Raw genomic sequence first — 16,580 nt, 5'->3', positions numbered from 1 at the left:
TCCCGACTGACAGTTATGGCTCCCCTCGTCTCCATCATCCTGCCGACCTTTAACGACAGGACATATCTGGGCGCTACGATAGCGGCCGTCCTTGCACAAAGCCACGATAACTTCGAACTCATCGTCGTCGACGACGGCAGCAGCGACGGCAGCGACCTCATCTATCTGGCTGCAGCGCGAAGCGATGCACGCGTCCGCCACATCCGACAGGCAAACCAAGGACTCAGTGCCGCTCGCAACACCGGCCTAAGTCTCGCCCGTGGCGAACTGATCGCCTTCCTCGACAGCGACGATCTGCTGCACCCTGACTTCCTGCATGTTTTGGTCCACACGTTGCAAGCCGAAACCGCCGATGTCGTCGTGTGCCAGCCGGACGTATTTTCCGACGGGCAGCAACCCGCCTTCACCCAAGTCGGCACAGGCGAATTGGTTCGGCTTGACGGCCCACAGGCCGTCGGCGCGCTGTTACGGGGGGACATTGTCACCAATGTGTGGAACCGGCTGTACCGGCGCGAACTATTCGAACGGCTGCGTTTTTTGCCCGGCATTTACCACGAGGACCTGGAGTTCAGCGCACGCCTGTTCCCGCTGACCCACAAAGTGGTCTGTATCGACGCGCGCCTCTACGGCTATCGCAAACGCAGCGGCTCCATCCTGTCGACCCCCAAGCCCAAGCTGTTAGAAGACCGAATCCAAGTCATTCGCCTAGTCTACGCGAGCCTGAAAAACGCCGGCATGGAACGGGAGCTGGCAACCGAGCTGCAGGCAATGGCTATCAAGCACCTCGGCTACTACGGCATGAAGGACCTCGTGCGCAGCCCAAAGGTCGATTGGGCGTGGTTCGACGCGATGAAGGAATGCCTCGTCAAGGAGTGTGGCGTGACATCAGCAGGGTTGAAGTCGCTCCCCCTACCCGCCAAGGCACGAAAATGGGCCGGACTCGCCCTCGGACCGACGTGGTTGGGGCGCATCTTCCTCGCCTACCAGCACTGGCGCGCCCACCGAGCTTAGAACCGGCAAGGTAACTCAGCCCCTCAGGTAACGCGCCAGAATGCCGTAAAACGCGTCCAGATACTGGGGGTATTGGAAGCCATTCTTCGAGCGTGCTATCGCACCCGCGCTGAAGCGCTGGTAGGTCGCGCTGTCCTCGGCCAACGTCAGCACCGCCTCTGCGATAGCGGCGGGATCCAGCAAGCGGGTTTCAATGAGATGGTCGGCCTGCGGGTCGTAGACGCGGCGCGCGAACGCGGTGCTGGCGCCGGTCAGCGCCGCGTAGTCGTCGACCGACAGCGTCGGCGCGAGGCAGACGCCGCTGACGCCGTGCGCGACCACCTCGGGAAAGCCGTCGACCCGGCTGGCGATCACCGGCACGCCGTGCGCCATCGCCTCCAGGCACACCAGCGGCATCGTCTCGTGCATCGACGGGCAGACGAACAGGTCGATGCCGCGGTAGAAGGCGCCCATGTCCGACACCAGGCCCAGCCAGCGGACCCGGTCGGCGACGCCGGCGTTTCGCGCCAGTTGCTCCAGCACACCGCGCTCAGGCCCCTCCCCCGCGATCGCCAGCTCGGCCTTCACGCCGCGCTCGGCCAAGGTCTGCAGCGCCAGGATCGCCAGACCGACCGCCTTCAGCGGCACCAGCCGCGCGGCGACGCCGAGACGCAGCGGCTGGCCGGGCGCCAGGTTGCGCGGTGCCGCCTCGGCGGGCAGCAGGCCGGGGCGGATCGGGTTGGTGCACAGCGCGACCGGAAAGCGCACCGCGTGCTTGAGCGCGAGCATGCGTGCCGCCGCGTTCGACACCGCGATCGCGCCGTCGACGTGCGGCAGGAAGCTCTCGAGCTGGCGCGGCGAATGGTTGTACCAGCTCATGCCGTGCTCGTAGTACACGACCGGACAGTCGAAGGCCGGCACGGCCAGACGGAAATCGGTGAACTGGTTCCACACCAGCACCAGATCCGGTCTGGCGGCCCGGATCAGGCGCCGCCGGCGGTGCGCGCGCACCCAGTGCGGCTTTCTCGGCAGGCTGAACGGCCCCCAGCGCTTGGGCGAGGCCACCGTCTTGCAGCAACGCCGCACCACCGGAAGGAAACGCGCGGCGATGTTCGGGCTGTCGGCGACCAGGTGGTGTTCGACGTCGAAACCCGCCGGCGCGGCGGCGGCGACGAAGTCGGCGAACATCGTCTCGACGCCGCCGACCTTGTCCAGGTCGATCAGGTGGACGAGGCGCAGGCGCGTCATCGACCGTTCACCTTCCCCGAGCGCGCGATCGCCTGGCGATAGGCGTCGAGCATGCCCGTCATCATGTAATCGAACGACATGTACTGCATCGCGTGGCGGTAGGCGTTCTCGCGCAGCGTTTCGGCCAGGGCCCGGTCGTGCAGCAGCCGCTCGACTGCCGCCGCGATCGCCGCCGCGTCGCCCGGCGCGCACAACAGGCCGGTGCGTTCGTGCTCTATCATTTCCGGCAGGCCGCCGGTGGTGGTCGCGACGATGTTCTTCTTCATCAGGAAGGCCTGCGCGACCAGGCGCGTCTGCGCCTCGGTCGCGACCGAAGCGACGACGACCATGTCGGCGATCGCCAGCCAGTTCTCGATGTCCGACTGGTAGCCGAGGAAGCGGATGCGTCCGTCGTCGAGCGCCGCGCCGGCCTCGCGCAGCACCTCGTCCTTGTAGCCGGCCGTCTGGCCGGTCGCCTCGCCAAGCTGGATCGCGGTCACGCCAGCGTGACGCGCCAGCAATTCCTTGCACGCGCGCACGAAGTAGAGCTGGCCCTTGTCCGGCCGGATCATGCCGACGTTGGCGATCACCACGTGATCGAGCGGGATGCCGAGCCGCTGGCGCAGGGCGCGGCCGTCGCGCTCGGGACTGAAGCGGGCCTCGTCGACGCCGGCGACCGCGACGTAGACGCGCTCGGGCGCGACGAGCCCGGCCTCGGCCAACATCTCGCGGATCTTGCCGGCGGTCACGACGACGCCGTCGTTGCCGCGCCGCCAGACCAGGCGACGCAGCGCGTCGACGCGGATCGGATCGGTCACGTGGCGCGAGCGCACCACCGGCAGACGCCGGAACCACTTGATATACGCGCCGTAGGTGCTGTCGCGGTTACCGTGGCAGTCGAGCAGCTCGATGCGCTCGCGCGCGAGAAAGTCGGCCAGCGCGCGGTAGGTCGCGGGGTTGGCCGAGCCGCGGATCTCCATCTCGTGGGTCGGCACGCCGCGCGAACGCGCCTGCTCGAGAATGGCGGCGCCGGGGCGCGCGACCACCCAGGTCGGATGCCCCCGGCGGTTGAGCCATTCGCTCTGCTCGACGATGCGTAACTCCTGCCCTCCCCAGTCCATCGAGGATTCGATGTGCGCGATGCGCATGACGCTGAAACTCCCTGCAAGGTTTTCGATACGACGCCGGCGACGCCCTAGGCCCTGACGCGAAGCGGCGCTTCTGCCTTTTCCGCGCGACAGAGCGCGAGCAACAGCATCGTCAGGAAAAAGAACATTTCGAGCATGTGATCGCGCAACACGTCGTCGATCAGGCTGCGCCCGGCATAGCTGAGCACCAGCATCATCAGGAACAGGCCCGGCACCAGCCCGTCGCGGTAGAACGCCCGCCCTCCGGCATAGACCAGGGCGCCGAGCAGCAGCAGCCACAGCAGCAGCCCGGGAATACCGTTGGCCAAGGCGAAATTGATCACGCCGGAATGGCTCTGGCTGGTGGTCTTGCTCTCGCCGTAATAGCGCTCGACCAGACGATGGAAATTGTCGCCGGCGATGCCCTGCCCCAGCGGTTCCCGCAGGATCAGCTGGCTGCCGATCTTGATCCAGGCTATTCGCTCGTAGGCCGATACCTCAGCCACCCCCCCGTCGGGTAAAGCCGGCAAGGGGAACGCCTCTCGGTCGCGCCAGCTCTGGTAGCGCTCGGTATCGAGCGAGAGCGGCACCGTCTGCACAAAGGTCTTCCAGCGCGGGTCGGACTGCCAGGACACGCCCGCGACGACGGCCAGCAACAGCAGGCCGGCCCCCAGCCCGCCCAGGGTCTTCGCCCAGCCCCAGTCGCGCGCGCGGAACAGCACGGCCATCAGCGTCAGCGACAGCACCATGCCGGCCAGGCCTATCGTCGCGTTCCTCGTCGCGATGGCCAGCCCGCTGAACAAACAAGTCGCGAGCATGAAAAGCAGGACAGGCCAGGACAGCGGCAGCCAGCGCCGGCCGGCGACGAGACGCGCGGCCAGCTCGGCGAACAGGAAGCTGGCAACCAGGTTGATATGGACGCTCATCTCCATCTTCGAGTAGCCCAGCCGGGTCTGCATCCACGGCAAGCTGCCGAGCTTGAACCACAACCACAACACGTCCAGCGACTGCAACAAGGGCACCAGCCACATCGCGACGAGCAGGTAGCAGAACAGCCGACGAGCGCCGAGCGCGCCCTCGCCGCGCGCCGCGAACAGCGGCAGCACCAGCAACCCCATGAAGCCGGTCTGCAACACGCGTAACCACTTGCCGTTGAAGGTACCGAGGTAGCCCCACTGCCGCGGCGAATGCCACAGCCCCGTCAGCAGTATCCACGCCGACAGCAGCAGCAACAGCCAGGCCAGCGCGCGGTACGGCGCCAGCGCGGCGCGGCGCTCGTCCGCCGGCAAGCGGTAGAACAGGTAGAGCATCGCGAAGAACGACAGCAACAACGGGAAGTTGCGATGGAACGGCAACTGCCCGTTCGGAATCGGCCAGATGAAGGCCAGCAACAACAGCAGGCCCCAGGCCAGCCGCGACAGCCACACCGGCTCGGTGCGCGGCGCAAACCCCGGCAGCGACGCCAGAAGACGCGTCATCTCATACCCTCCCGTCGTCTGACAGCGCCGCGCCGGCGTGGGCGGCATGGTCGCGGAACTGGATAGCGTGCAACTGCGCGTAGCGGCCCTTCGCCGCCAGCAGCGCCGCGTGGCCGCCGACCTCGAGGATGCGCCCCTGGTCCATGACGACGATGCGGTCGGCGTTCTCGATCGTCGACAGACGGTGCGCAATCACGATGGTGGTGCGGTTCTTCATCAGGTTCTCGAGCGCCGCCTGCACCAGCCGTTCCGACTGCGTGTCGAGCGCGCTGGTCGCCTCGTCGAGGATCAGGATCGGCGCGTTCTTCAGCAGCGCGCGCGCGATCGCCAGGCGCTGGCGCTGGCCGCCGGACAGCCTGACGCCGTTCTCGCCGATCAGCGTGTCGAAGCCCTGCGGCATCGCCTCGATGAATTCGAGCGCGTTCGCCGCGCGCGCCGCCGCGACGATGGCGTCGCGGCCGACCTCGCCGAGCCGGCCGTAGGCGATGTTCGCCGCGACCGTGTCGTTGAACAGCACCACCTCCTGGCTGACGAGCGCGATCTGGCTCCTGAGGCTGGCGAGCGTGTAATCGGACAGCGGCACGCCGTCGAGACGGATCTGGCCGTCGGCCGGGTCGTAGAAGCGCGGGATCAGGCTGACCAGCGTCGTCTTGCCGCTGCCGCTGGAGCCGACCAGCGCGACCGTTTCACCGGGCCGGATCGACAGGTCGACGCCGGACAGCGCGTCGCGCTCGGCGCCCGGGTAGCGGAAGGTCACGCCGGAAAACTCGATCGCGCCGCGCGGCTGGGCGAGCACCTTGCGACCGTGGTCGGGTTCGGGCGCCTCGTCGAGGAAGCCGAACACGCTTTCGGCGGCCGCCAGGCCGCGCTGCAACGACTGGCTGATGCTGGTGATGCGCTTGACCGGCGCGAACAGCATCAGCATCGCGGTCAGGAAGGACATGAAGTCCCCGGCGGTGAAGTTGCCGGTGTGCGCGCGCAAGGTCGCAAAGTACAGGATGGCCGCCAGCGCCATCGAGATCACCAACTGGGTGACGCCGGTGTTGAGCGAGCTCATCGAGCTCTGCTTGATCGCGTTGTGGCGGATCGCGCCGGCGGCGCGCGCGAAGCGGTCCGACTCGTAAGCCTCGCCACCGTAGATCTTGACCACGCGCTGGCAGTCGATCGTCTCGCCGAGCACCTGGGTCAGCTGCGCCATGTGGTGCTGGTTCTGGCGCGACAGGCCGCGCAGCCGCTTGCCGACCACCCGCACGATCAGCGTCACCAGCGGCAGCACGGCCAGGCAGATCAGCGTCAGCTGCCAGTCGGTATAGAGCAGCAGCGCCAACAGGCCGATCACGGTGATGCCGTCCTTGACCACGACGGTGATCACGTTGAAGCCGGCCTCGGTCACCATGCCGACGTCGAAGGCGATGCGCGACAGCAGCCGACCCGAGGCGTTGTCGTCGAAATAGCGGTTGGGCAGGCGCAAAAGCTTGCCGAACATTTCCTGGCGCAGACTCTGCACCAGGTGGCCCGACAGATAGCTGGTGGTGTACTCGTTGACGTAGCTGGTCGCGCCGCGCACCAGGAACAGGCCGACGATCGCCAGCGGCGTCCAGATCATCGCGTTCTTGTCCTTGTCGACGAAACCGCCGTCGATCAGCGGCTTCATCAGGCTGGCGAACAGCGGTTCGGTAGCTGCCGCCAGCGACATCGCCAGCAGCGACACGGCGAACATCTTCCAGTACTGCCGAAGGTAGCGGAACAGGCGCTTGTAGAGCGCGAAACTGTCCAGCGTGCTGTGTTCCGACATCTAGTCTTGTCCTCTGCCGCTTCTACAGGAAGCGGCGGTAAAGTTCGGTCAATTGCCGCGCCATCGCCGTCAGCGTCAAGGGTTCGGCGCTCGCGCGCGCCGCCGCGGCCAGGCTCGGCCAGGCGGCTTCGCGCGCGAGCCAGACCTGGATCGCGGCGGACAGGCCGTCGACGTCGAGCGCGTCGACCACCCAGCCGTTCTCGCCGGGGCGCACGAGCTCGGAGGCGCCGCAGCTGTCGGTGGTGAACACCGGCAGACCGCAGGCCAGCGCCTCGACGCAGACGTTCGGGAACGGATCGTACAGCGTCGGCAGCACGAAGGCGTCGGCCATGCCGTAAAACGGCCTGACGTCGTTCTGCGCGCCGGCGAAGCGCACCCGCGCGGCGACGCCGAGCGTCTCGGCCAACCGTTGATAGCGGTCGGCGTGCTTGTCGCGGCCGACCACTACCAGATGGACGCCTGCCAAGGGCGCGATGGCGCGCAGCGCGCGCTCGACGCCCTTGCGCTCGAAGCCCGAGCCGACGTAGAGCAGCGTCGGCGCCGCGTCGGGAATCTGCCACTTTTGGCGCATCGCCGCACGGTGTTCGACCTTCAGGCGCGGATGGAAGGCTTCGGTGTCGACGCCGTTGTAGACGACGGCGAACTTCTCGTCGGGCAGGCCGAAGTGGCGCTGGATCTCGCGCTTGACCATATGCGCGTTGCAGATCACCAGCTTCAGCGCCGGGTCGACGAACATCGCGCGCTCGGCGCGGCACACGTAGGCGTGATACGGGTTGAACGCGAGCGACAGCCGCTTGAAGCCGCCAAGCGCGCGTTTACGGTGCGCCAGCCACGCCGCGTGCACGCCGTCGCCGGCGCGGTAGATGCTGCAGCCGGGGATGCGCTCGTGCGATTGCACCAGCTCGAAGCCCGCGCGCCGCCACGCGCGCCGCGCCGCGCGCGCGAAGCCCCAGTCGCGCCAGACGTTGCCGAGGTAAAACGGATCGACGGTGATCGCGCCGATGCCGTCGACCTTCTCCCAGCGGCGGGCGATCAGGCTGACCTCGAGCGCACCGTCGGCCGACAGCGCGGCCAGCGCGCGGCTGACGAAACGCTCGGCGCCGCCGGCCGGATTGTACTTCTGGCGGATGATGGCGAGCCGGGTCATGGCGCCTCCGACGCGCAGGCACCCCGGCGGCGGGCCGGCACGGGGTGGGGCGGGACAATAACGGAACGAGTGCAATCCATAAAAAAACCGCCGGGTCAGTCGCCCGGCGCGGCATTCAGTTGGGTCAGCAGGTCGGCGATTTTATCAGGGTCTTCGGTGCGCAGCATGCGCGCGACCAGATCCTTGACCGAATCGAGCCGCGTGTTGCGCACGATCTGCTTGACCGCCAGCACCTGCGCCGGGTGCATCGAGAAGCGGCGCAGGCCCATGCCGAGCAAGAGGCGGGTCAGCCTGAGGTCGCCGGCCATCTCGCCGCACACCGACACCGGCACGCCGGCCTTGTCGGCGCTCCTGATCGTGAGCGAAAGCAGCTTGAGCACCGCCGGGTGCAGCGGGTCGTACAGATGGCTGACCGAGTCGTCGCTACGGTCGACCGCCAGCGTGTACTGGATCAGGTCGTTGGTGCCGATCGACACGAAGTCGACCAGCTTGAAGAAGCTGGAGACAACCAGCGCGGCGGCGGGCACCTCGACCATCGCGCCGACCTCGACGTTCTCGGCGAAGGCGATGCCCTCCTCCCACAATTCGTCCTTGGCGATCTCGAGCTGGGACAGCGCCTGCCTCAGCTCGTTGAGCCCGCTGACCATCGGAAACAGGATGCGCAGCTTGCCGTACACCGACGCGCGCATCAGCGCGCGCAGCTGCACGCGGAACAGCAGCGGCTCCGCGAGGCACAGCCGGATGCCGGTCAGCCCCAGCGCCGGGTTGTCGGCGACGCCGTGGCTCATCCAGCGCGCGTTCTTGTCGGCGCCCAGGTCCATGGTGCGGATCGTCACCGGCTTGCCCTGCATCGCCGAGACGACCTTGCGGTAGGCCTGGAACTGCTCGTCCTCGGACGGCAGCGTGTCGCGGCCGAGGAAGAGGAATTCGCTGCGGAACAGGCCGACGCCGTCGGCCGACGCCTCGACGACGTCGTCGATGTCGGACGGCATCTCGATATTGGCCAGCAGCTCGACCGCCGTGCCGTCGAGCGTCTCGGCCGGCGCCAGCCGCAGGTTCGCCAGCTCGGCGCGCGCGGCGCGCCAGCTCGCCTGGCGCGCGCGGTAGTAGTCGAGCACCAGCGGCTCGGGGTCGATCACCACCACGCCCTGCTCGCCGTCGACGACGATCCATTCTTCCTCGCGGATCAGCTCGCGCGCGTTGTGCAGCGCGATCACCGACGGCAGGTCGAGGCTGCGGCCGAGGATGGCGGTATGGCTGGTCGCGCCGCCGACGTCGGTGACGAAGGCCGCGAAGGCGCTGTCCTTGAACAGCACCATGTCGGCCGGCGACAGGTCGTGCGCGACCAGGATCAGCTCGCCGTCCCAGTCGCCGTCGGGCAGCTCGACGCCGTGGCCGTTGAGGTTCTTGAACACCCGCTCGACCACCTGCAGCACGTCGTGCTTGCGCTCGCGCAGGTAGGTCTCCTCGATCGCGTCGAACTGCTCGACCAGCGCGTCGGCCTGCTGCTTGAGCGCCCATTCGGCGTTGCAGCGCTGCGCGGCGATGATGTCGCAAGGCACCTCGGCCAACATCGGGTCGGACAGCAGCATCACGTGCAACGACAGAAAGGCCTTCATCTCGGCCGGCGCCTTGTCGGGCACGCTCGCGGTCAGCCTCTCGAGCTCGGCGCGCGTGGTGGCGATCGCCGCGCCGAAGCGCGCCTGCTCGGCGGCGACCTCGGCCTCGTCGAGCTGGTAGTGCACCACCTCGTCCATGCTTTGCGAAACCAGGTGGGCGCGACCGATCGCGATGCCGCCGCCGATCGGCACCCCGTGCAGCACGATGCTCATCGGCTCACTCCGCCTCGTCGAACTTGTTCTGGATCAGCGCGATCAGCGCCTCGCTGGCGGCCTGCTCGTCGTCGCCGCTGACCTCGAGCTCGACGGTGCTGCCCTTGCCGGCCGCGAGCATCATCACCCCCATGATGCTCTTGCCGTTCACGCGCCGCGCGTTGCGCGCGAGCCAGACCTCGCTCTTGTAGCGCGACGCCAGCTGGGTGAACTTGCTGGATGCGCGCGCGTGCAGGCCCAGTTTGTTGATGATTTCCACCTGGGTCTTGATCATTTCTTGCTTTTCTCCCTTGGACCCGGCCCGCGCCGGGGTTGCCCACGTCGTGTCGCCCGTGGCGACGTCTATTGCATGTCGAGGATGCCGTTGCGGGCGCCTTCGAGCGCCTTGACCGTGACCTCGTCGACCGGCAAGGCGCGGTAGCACAGCGCGCGCACCAGCATCGGCAGGTTCAGGCCGGCGGCGACGCGCACGCGGCCGGGCTCGGCCAACCTTTGCGCCGCGTTGGCCGGCGTCGCGCCGAACAGGTCGGTCAGCACCAGCACGCCGTCGCCGCCGTCGAGCACGTCAAGCAAACGCCGTGCCTTCTCTTCGACCGTGTCGATGCAGTCGTCGCGGCCGACCGCCAGCGCCGCGCAGCGCTCGGGCGGCGCACCCAGCACGTGCGTCGCGCACTCGAGCAGCGCCTCGCCCAGATGATAATGACAGACCAGCAACACCCCGACCATCTTACCCTTCCCCCCCGTCGTCCTGCACCTTGGAAGCCGCGACACCGTCCGGGTTCCCGCCGCGGTACCACGCCAGCCGCTCGGCCAGGCTCACCACCTCGCCGACGACGATGATCGCCGGCGACTTGATCTGCGCCGCGTCGATCAGCCCGGGCAGGGTCGCGAGCGTGCCGGTCAGCGTGCGCTGGCGGCTCGTGGTCGCCGCCTCGACGATGGCCGCCGGCGTGTCGGCCGTGCGGCCGTGGGCGACGAAGGCCGCGCACAGCTCGCGCGCGGTCGACAGCCCCATGTAGACCACCACCGTCTGCTGCGGCCGCGTCAGCGCCGGCCAGTCGAGGTCGATGCTGCCGTCCTTCTTGTGGCCGGTGACGAAGGTCACCGACTGCGCGTAGTCGCGGTGCGTCAGCGGAATGCCGGCGTAGGCCGCCGCGCCCGACGCGCTGGTGATGCCCGGCACCACCTCGAAAGGGATGCCGCGCGCGGCCAGCTCCTCGATTTCCTCGCCGCCGCGGCCGAAGGTGAACGGGTCGCCGCCCTTGAGCCTGAGCACGCGCTTGCCCTCGAGCGCGAGGCGCACCATCAGCGCGTTGATGTCCTCCTGCGGCAGCGTGTGGTTGGCGCGCTGCTTGCCGACGAACACGCGCTCGGCGTCGCGTCGCACCAGTTCGAGCAGTTCCGGCGCGACCAGGCTGTCGTACAGCACCACGTCGGCCTGCTGCATCAGCCTGAGCGCGCGGAAGGTCAACAGATCGGGGTTGCCCGGGCCGGCGCCGACCAGATAGACCGCGCCGGACGGCGCATCCGGCTCGGCCAACCTCTGCGCCATCTGCGCCTCGGCCGACGCGATATTGCCGGCGACCACCGCGTCGGCGATCGGGCCTTCGAGCACCGACTCCCAGAAGTTGCGCCGCGCCTCGACGTCGGCAAAGCGCGCCTTGACCTGGTCGCGGAAACGCGCGGCGAAGCCGGCCAGCGCGCCGAAGCCCGCCGGAATCAGGCTCTCGAGCCGCGCGCGCACCAGACGCGCCAGCACCGGCACGCCGCCGCCGGTCGAGACCGCGACCACCAGCGGCGAGCGGTCGACGATGGCCGGCGTGATGTAGCTCGACAACTCGGGATCGTCGACCACGTTGACCGGCAGGCCGCGCGCCTCGCCGGCCTCGAACACCGCCTGGTTGACGGCGCGATCGTCGGTGGCGGCGATCGCCAGCCGCACGCCGTCGAGGTCGGCCGCGACGAAGGTGCCGGCGCGGTGCGCGATCCGGCCCTGATGCACCAGCTCGGCCAGGCCGGCGACCAGCGCGGGGGCGACCACCGTCACCCGCGCGCCGGCCTGCGACAGCAGCCTCACCTTGCGCAGCGCGACCTCGCCGCCGCCGACCACCACGCATGCTCTACCCTGAAGCTTGAGAAAAATGGGAAAATAATCCATACGCCTTCCCGCGCCGCGACGCCGCGCGCTGTCCGAATCGATCAATGGGTGGCTGAATGCAAGCCCGGCCGCCGCTCGCGGGAAACCGAACATCCGAACCCGTCAGTGTATCCGGCCCGACCCGCCTGGAGAACCCGTTCTTGAATTATGCCCGTCTGATCGCCCTTCTCCCGCTTCTGGCGGCCAGCCCCGCGGCGCTGGCCGCCGACCCCGTCGCCTGGGCCGCGCCAGCCGCCGCCGTCGGCGGCCTCGTCGGCGTGGCGGCCGGCCTGTGGCTCGCGCGGCGCCGGCCGGCGCACGGCAAGGACGCGCACTGGCGCATGGCGCGGCAGAGCGCGATGCTCGGCTGGTTCGAGTACGACCCCAAGAGCGGCCGGGTGTGCAGCGAGGCCGAGACGCTGCTCGGCCTCGACGAGAGCTGGCGCAACGCGCCGTTCGAGCGCTGGCTCGCGCGCATCCACCCCGACGATCTCGCCGCCGTGTCGGCGCTGCGCAGCGAGCTGTCGCCCGGCGCCGAGCACCGGCTGACCTTCCGGCTGCGCCACGCCGACGACTACTGGGAATGGCTGGCGGTGCACGCGCGCGTGGTCGGCGAGGCGCCCGGCCATTTCACGCTGTTCGGCGTCTGCCAGGTCGTCACCCAGGCGAAGCTGGCCGAGGCCGAGCTGATCCGCCGCGAGCAGAGCTTCCGCGCGCTGGTCGACAACGCGGCCGACATCGTCGCGCGCTTCGACCTGAACCTCGCCTGCCGCTTCGTCAACCGCGCGGTCAACCGCTACACGCCGACGCCGCGCGACGAGATGCTGGGCCGCCGCCTCGGCGAGCACGGCTGGCCGCCGCCCGTCGCCGAGCGATTCGAGGCCGAGTGCCGCCACCTGATCGACACCTGGGAGAGCCGCCGTTTCGAGATCGAGGCCGGCTTCGGCGGCGCGGCGCGCCGCCACTTGTTCGAGGTACAGTTGCTGCCGGAATTCGACGCCGAGCAGCGGCTGGTCTCGCTGCTGGCGCTGATGCGCGAGGTCACCGAGGCACGCCAGACGCAGCGCCAGCTCGAGGAGGAGAACATCGTCCTCGAGATGATCGCCAACAACCGGCCGTTGGCCGAGGTGCTGATCCAGCTATGCCGGATGATCGAATCGCAGCTGATCGCCGGGCGCTGCGCGGTGATGCTCAAGGCGCCCGACCGCGAGACGCTGACGCTGGCGGCCGCGCCGTCGCTGCCGACGGGCTTCGCCCACATGCTGCGCGAGGTCGCCGTCGGCCCCGACGAAGCCAACTGCGGCAGCACCGCCTACTGGCGCCGCACCAGCATCATCGCCGACCTTGACGACGTCCCCGCGGCGCGCCGCTGGCGCGACGCCGCCCAGCAGTTCGGCATCCGCGCCTGCTGGTCGGTACCGGTCACCACCAACGAACAGCACCTGATCGGCACGCTGGCCGTCTACTACGACGAGGCGCGCCGGCCGACGCCCGACGAGCTGCGCTTCGCCTACCGCGCCTCGCGCATCGCGGCGATCGCGCTCGAACGCGACCGGCACGAGAAGCGCCTCTACCACGAGGCGACGCGCGACGTGCTGACCAACGCCTACAACCGTCGCCACTTCCTCGAACTGGCGGTGCGCGAGCACAAGCGCAGCCACCGCTACGACAGCCCGCTGTCGCTGCTCGTGATCGACCTCGACCACTTCAAACAGATCAACGACCGCCACGGCCACGCCGCCGGCGACGCGGTGCTGCGCGCCTTCGCGCACTTGGCGCGCCAGACGCTGCGCGGCAGCGACGTGCTCGGCCGTCTCGGCGGCGAGGAATTCGCCGCGCTCTTGCCCAACACCCCGCTCGCCGAGGCGCACGAGGTCGCCGAGCGGCTGCGCGGCGCGGCCGAGGCGGACGCGGTCGACTGGCAGGGCGGCGCCATCCATTACACCTTGAGCGTCGGCGTCAGCACGCTGATCGGCGCCGACAGCGTCGACGACATGCTGGCGCGCGCCGACCGCTGGCTGTACGCCGTCAAGCGCCGCGGTCGCAACCGCTGCGACGGCGAACGCCCCGGCCTGCGCGAACCGGCCGACCTTGTCCAGCAAACCCGATGACCTACCCCGACTGGCCGCTGCCGCACCCCGACCACCCGCTGTACGCGCCGCTCGCGCCGCTGCCCGAGCTGCCACGTTGGCCGAGCCAGGCCGACTTCGACGCGCTGGTCGCGCGCGCGCGCGCCGCCGGCGCCGCGTTGCCGCCGGGCCTGCGCTTCGCCTGCGACCTCGAACCCGAGCGCTACTACGAGGCGCACATCGCGGCGACCGGCGAAGTGCCGACGCGCAGCGCAAACTGGCACGACTGGTTCAACGCGCTGTCGTGGCTGGCGTGGCCGCGCGCCAAGGCGGCGCTGAACGCGCGCCACATGCGCGCGATCGCGCGCGGCGAGGTCAAGCGCGGCCCGCTGCGCGACGCGGCGACCTTGTTCGACGAATGCGGCATCATCGTGCTCGCCTGCGACGCGGCGCCACTGGACGCGCTGGCCGGCATGCGCTGGCATGAACTGTTCGTGGCCGGACGGGAAAACTGGGGGACGCGCGTCGCCGCCGTCCCCTTCGGCCACGCGCTGATGGAACAAGGGCTGAGCATGCACATCGGCTGGTGCGGCAAGGCGCTGCCGCTGACGGTCGACGCGGACTTCTTCGCGCTGCCGGCCGCCGCGCAGCGCGAGGCGCTCGACGCCAGGTTGGCCGAGCTGTTGGCCGACGACGCGAACCTTGCGACGCCGCGCGCGCTCTTGCCGCTGCCGCTGCTGGGCATTCCCGGCTGGTGGGACGCCAACCGCGACCCGGCGTTCTACGACGACACCGGCTACTTCCGCGCCAGCCGGCGCGCGAAGTCGGCCAAGGTGGTGGTCTCGAACGTGTCGGTCAGCGGCCGCATCAACACCTCGATCTCGCGCGCGATCGCGCCGTCGTCCTCGTCCGGCCGGTAGACGAACAGGCGGAACAGTTCGCTCAGCCGGATCGCGTTGAGCTTTCTGGCCAGCACGCAGGCGCCGCCCTGGGTGCGCTCGGCGTAACCCTCCTGCACCAGCGTGTCGAACACCACGCCGAGCTCGTCGTAACCGACGTTGACCGCGCCGCGCAGCTCGGTGACGGTCGGCGCGCGGCCGTCTGACTGCGCGGCGTCCAAGAGCAGCAACACCTCGACCGCGTCGAGAAAGCGGCGGCGCGGGTCGAGCGAGCGGCGCCAGGCGCCGCCGTCCCAGTACGACAGCGACGCGGTCAGCACCGCGCCGGCCAGCACCAGGAGCCACAAGAGGTAGAGCCACAACAGGAAGATCGGCAGGCTGGCGAAAGCGCCGTACACCAGCTGGTACGAGGCGACCTCCTCGATGTAGTAACGGAAACCGGCTTTCAGGATCTCCATCAGCGCCGCCGTCAGCGTCGCGCCGATCAGCGCGTGGCGCATCGGCACGAAGCGCGCCGGCACGATGCGGTACAGCAGCGACAGCACCAGCATCGTCAGCACCATCGCGCCGACGCTCTGCAACAGCTCGGCCAACGTCGACAGCTCGTGCTGGCGCGCCATGGTCTTGAACAGCCAGTGCCAGGAGCCGAGGCCGACGCCGAGGATCAAGGGCCCGAGCGTCAGCACCGTCCAGTACACCATGGTCTGGCTGATCAAGGGCCGCGAGCGGGTGACGCGCCAGATGGTGTTGAAGGTACGCTCGACCGTCATCATCATCATGATCGCCGTCACGCCGAGCATGACCACGCCGGCCGAGGTCAGCTTGCCGGCGTTGTCGGCGAACTGGCGCAAATACACCGAGAACACCTTGCCGGCGAACTCCGGCACCAGCGTGGTCAGCAGCATCACCTTGAAGCGGGTGCTGTAGTCGTCGAACACCGGGAAGGCCGACACGACGATCAGCGCGACGGTGAATAGCGGCACCAGCGCCAACAGGGTGGTGAAGGTCAGGCTGCCGGCCACCTGGGTCAGGCGCGCCTGCGCCATGCGGGCGAACAGGAAGCGGCCGAAGCCGCGCCAGTCGTCCCAGCGCTTGAATTCAGTCGTTTGCACGGTAATATCGCGGTTCATGTTCCGATGGTAACGCGTGTCGGCGTTCAGGCCCAACGACACGACGACGCGCTCACAGCAAAGGCCCCACGATGCAGGACATTCTGGTGTTGTACTACAGCCAGCACGGCGCGACGCGCGAGCTGGCGCGGCTGATCGCGCGCGGCATCGAGAGCGTGCCCGGCGCGCGCGCGCGCCTGCGCACCGTGCCCAAGGTGTCCACCGTGTGCGAGGCGACTTCGCCCGCGATTCCCGAAGCGGGCGCGCCCTACGTCGAACGCGCCGACCTCGCCGACTGCGTCGGCCTCGCGCTCGGCAGCCCGACCCGCTTCGGCAATATGGCCGCGGCGATGAAATACTTCCTCGACGGCACCAGCGCCGAGTGGATGGCCGGCACGATGGCCGGCAAGCCGGCCTGCGTGTTCACCAGCACCAGCACCCAACACGGCGGCCAGGAAAGCACCTTGCTGTCGATGATGCTGCCGCTGTTGCACCACGGCATGCTGATCGTCGGCCTGCCGTACACCGAGCCGGCGCTGACGCACACCAGCACCGGCGGCGGCCCCTACGGCGTCTCGCACGTGTCGGGCGTCAAGGGCGAGGCGCCGGTCTCGGACGACGAGAAGGCGCTGGCGATCGCGCAAGGCAAGAGGCTGGCCGAGGCGGCGCTCAAGCTCGCCGCGCGCTAGGCACGAAGCGCCCCGCAAGGCGGCGCATGAAAAAAAGCTCGGCCAACCCCGCAAGGTTGGCCGAGCTTTTTGCCGAACGGA

The 16,580-nt window shown here is 69.0% G+C and carries 13 protein-coding genes and 1 pseudogene; 4 read left to right on the top strand and 10 right to left on the bottom strand.

The genetic code is table 11. The annotated features are described in order from the left end of the window. Positions 1 to 15: 15 nt before the first annotated feature. On the top strand, positions 16 to 1,011 hold the full coding sequence (locus EV683_RS06355; RefSeq protein WP_131862222.1) for a glycosyltransferase family 2 protein: 996 nt from the start codon (positions 16 to 18) through the stop codon (positions 1,009 to 1,011). Between the two features lie 15 nt (positions 1,012 to 1,026). Here the strand turns inward: EV683_RS06355 and EV683_RS06350 are convergent, their stop codons facing one another. The 9 genes from EV683_RS06350 to cysG form a co-directional block, all read right to left on the bottom strand. Further along, complete coding sequence (locus tag EV683_RS06350; RefSeq protein WP_131862221.1) at positions 1,027 to 2,238, bottom strand: glycosyltransferase; 1,212 nt, start codon at positions 2,236 to 2,238, stop codon at positions 1,027 to 1,029. Next, complete coding sequence (locus EV683_RS06345; protein WP_131862220.1) at positions 2,235 to 3,365, bottom strand: glycosyltransferase family 4 protein; 1,131 nt, start codon at positions 3,363 to 3,365, stop codon at positions 2,235 to 2,237. Before EV683_RS06345 ends, EV683_RS06350 begins: the two co-directional genes overlap by 4 nt. A 47-nt stretch (positions 3,366 to 3,412) precedes the next feature. Further along, positions 3,413 to 4,822 (bottom strand): O-antigen ligase family protein, encoded by a 1,410-nt coding sequence (locus EV683_RS06340; protein WP_165916799.1) that lies wholly within the window; start codon positions 4,820 to 4,822, stop codon positions 3,413 to 3,415. Between the two features lies 1 nt (position 4,823). Beyond that, positions 4,824 to 6,617, bottom strand: coding sequence for a lipid A export permease/ATP-binding protein MsbA (msbA, locus tag EV683_RS06335; protein ID WP_066610817.1), 1,794 nt, complete (start codon positions 6,615 to 6,617; stop codon positions 4,824 to 4,826). 22 nt (positions 6,618 to 6,639) lie between these two features. Then, entirely contained in the window at positions 6,640 to 7,764 is a 1,125-nt protein-coding gene (locus tag EV683_RS06330; protein WP_131862218.1) for a glycosyltransferase family 4 protein, read from the bottom strand. A 95-nt stretch (positions 7,765 to 7,859) separates the two neighbouring features. Then, entirely contained in the window at positions 7,860 to 9,596 is a 1,737-nt protein-coding gene (gene ptsP / locus EV683_RS06325) for a phosphoenolpyruvate--protein phosphotransferase (RefSeq protein WP_131862217.1), read from the bottom strand. 4 nt (positions 9,597 to 9,600) lie between these two features. Next, entirely contained in the window at positions 9,601 to 9,870 is a 270-nt protein-coding gene (locus tag EV683_RS06320; protein WP_066610824.1) for an HPr family phosphocarrier protein, read from the bottom strand. A gap of 68 nt (positions 9,871 to 9,938) precedes the next feature. Continuing rightward, positions 9,939 to 10,322 (bottom strand): PTS sugar transporter subunit IIA, encoded by a 384-nt coding sequence (locus tag EV683_RS06315; RefSeq protein ID WP_066610825.1) that lies wholly within the window; start codon positions 10,320 to 10,322, stop codon positions 9,939 to 9,941. Between the two features lies 1 nt (position 10,323). After that, entirely contained in the window at positions 10,324 to 11,754 is a 1,431-nt protein-coding gene (gene cysG / locus EV683_RS06310) for a siroheme synthase CysG (protein ID WP_131862216.1), read from the bottom strand. Positions 11,755 to 11,894: 140 nt separating this feature from the next. Here cysG and EV683_RS06305 point away from each other — a divergent pair, with 140 nt between their 5' ends. Then, on the top strand, positions 11,895 to 13,844 hold the full coding sequence (locus EV683_RS06305; protein WP_165916798.1) for a sensor domain-containing diguanylate cyclase: 1,950 nt from the start codon (positions 11,895 to 11,897) through the stop codon (positions 13,842 to 13,844). Next, a pseudogene (locus EV683_RS06300) lies at positions 13,841 to 14,557 on the top strand (DUF3025 domain-containing protein); the annotation flags it as partial. The gene EV683_RS06305 and the pseudogene EV683_RS06300, both read left to right, overlap by 4 nt. A 41-nt stretch (positions 14,558 to 14,598) precedes the next feature. Here the strand turns inward: EV683_RS06300 and EV683_RS14555 are convergent. Next, on the bottom strand, positions 14,599 to 15,813 hold the full coding sequence (locus tag EV683_RS14555; RefSeq protein ID WP_481764292.1) for a YihY family inner membrane protein: 1,215 nt from the start codon (positions 15,811 to 15,813) through the stop codon (positions 14,599 to 14,601). Positions 15,814 to 15,902: 89 nt separating this feature from the next. On the opposite strand from EV683_RS14555, the gene wrbA reads away from it, so the two are divergent. After that, positions 15,903 to 16,499: an NAD(P)H:quinone oxidoreductase gene (gene wrbA, locus EV683_RS06290; protein ID WP_066610832.1), complete on the top strand. Its 597-nt coding sequence runs from the start codon at positions 15,903 to 15,905 to the stop codon at positions 16,497 to 16,499. Positions 16,500 to 16,580: the final 81 nt, after the last annotated feature.

Origin of the sequence: Crenobacter luteus (assembly GCF_004345725.1) — a bacterium.
Classification (GTDB): domain Bacteria; phylum Pseudomonadota; class Gammaproteobacteria; order Burkholderiales; family Chromobacteriaceae; genus Crenobacter; species Crenobacter luteus.
This window is presented reverse-complemented; position numbering and strand designations above follow the sequence as displayed.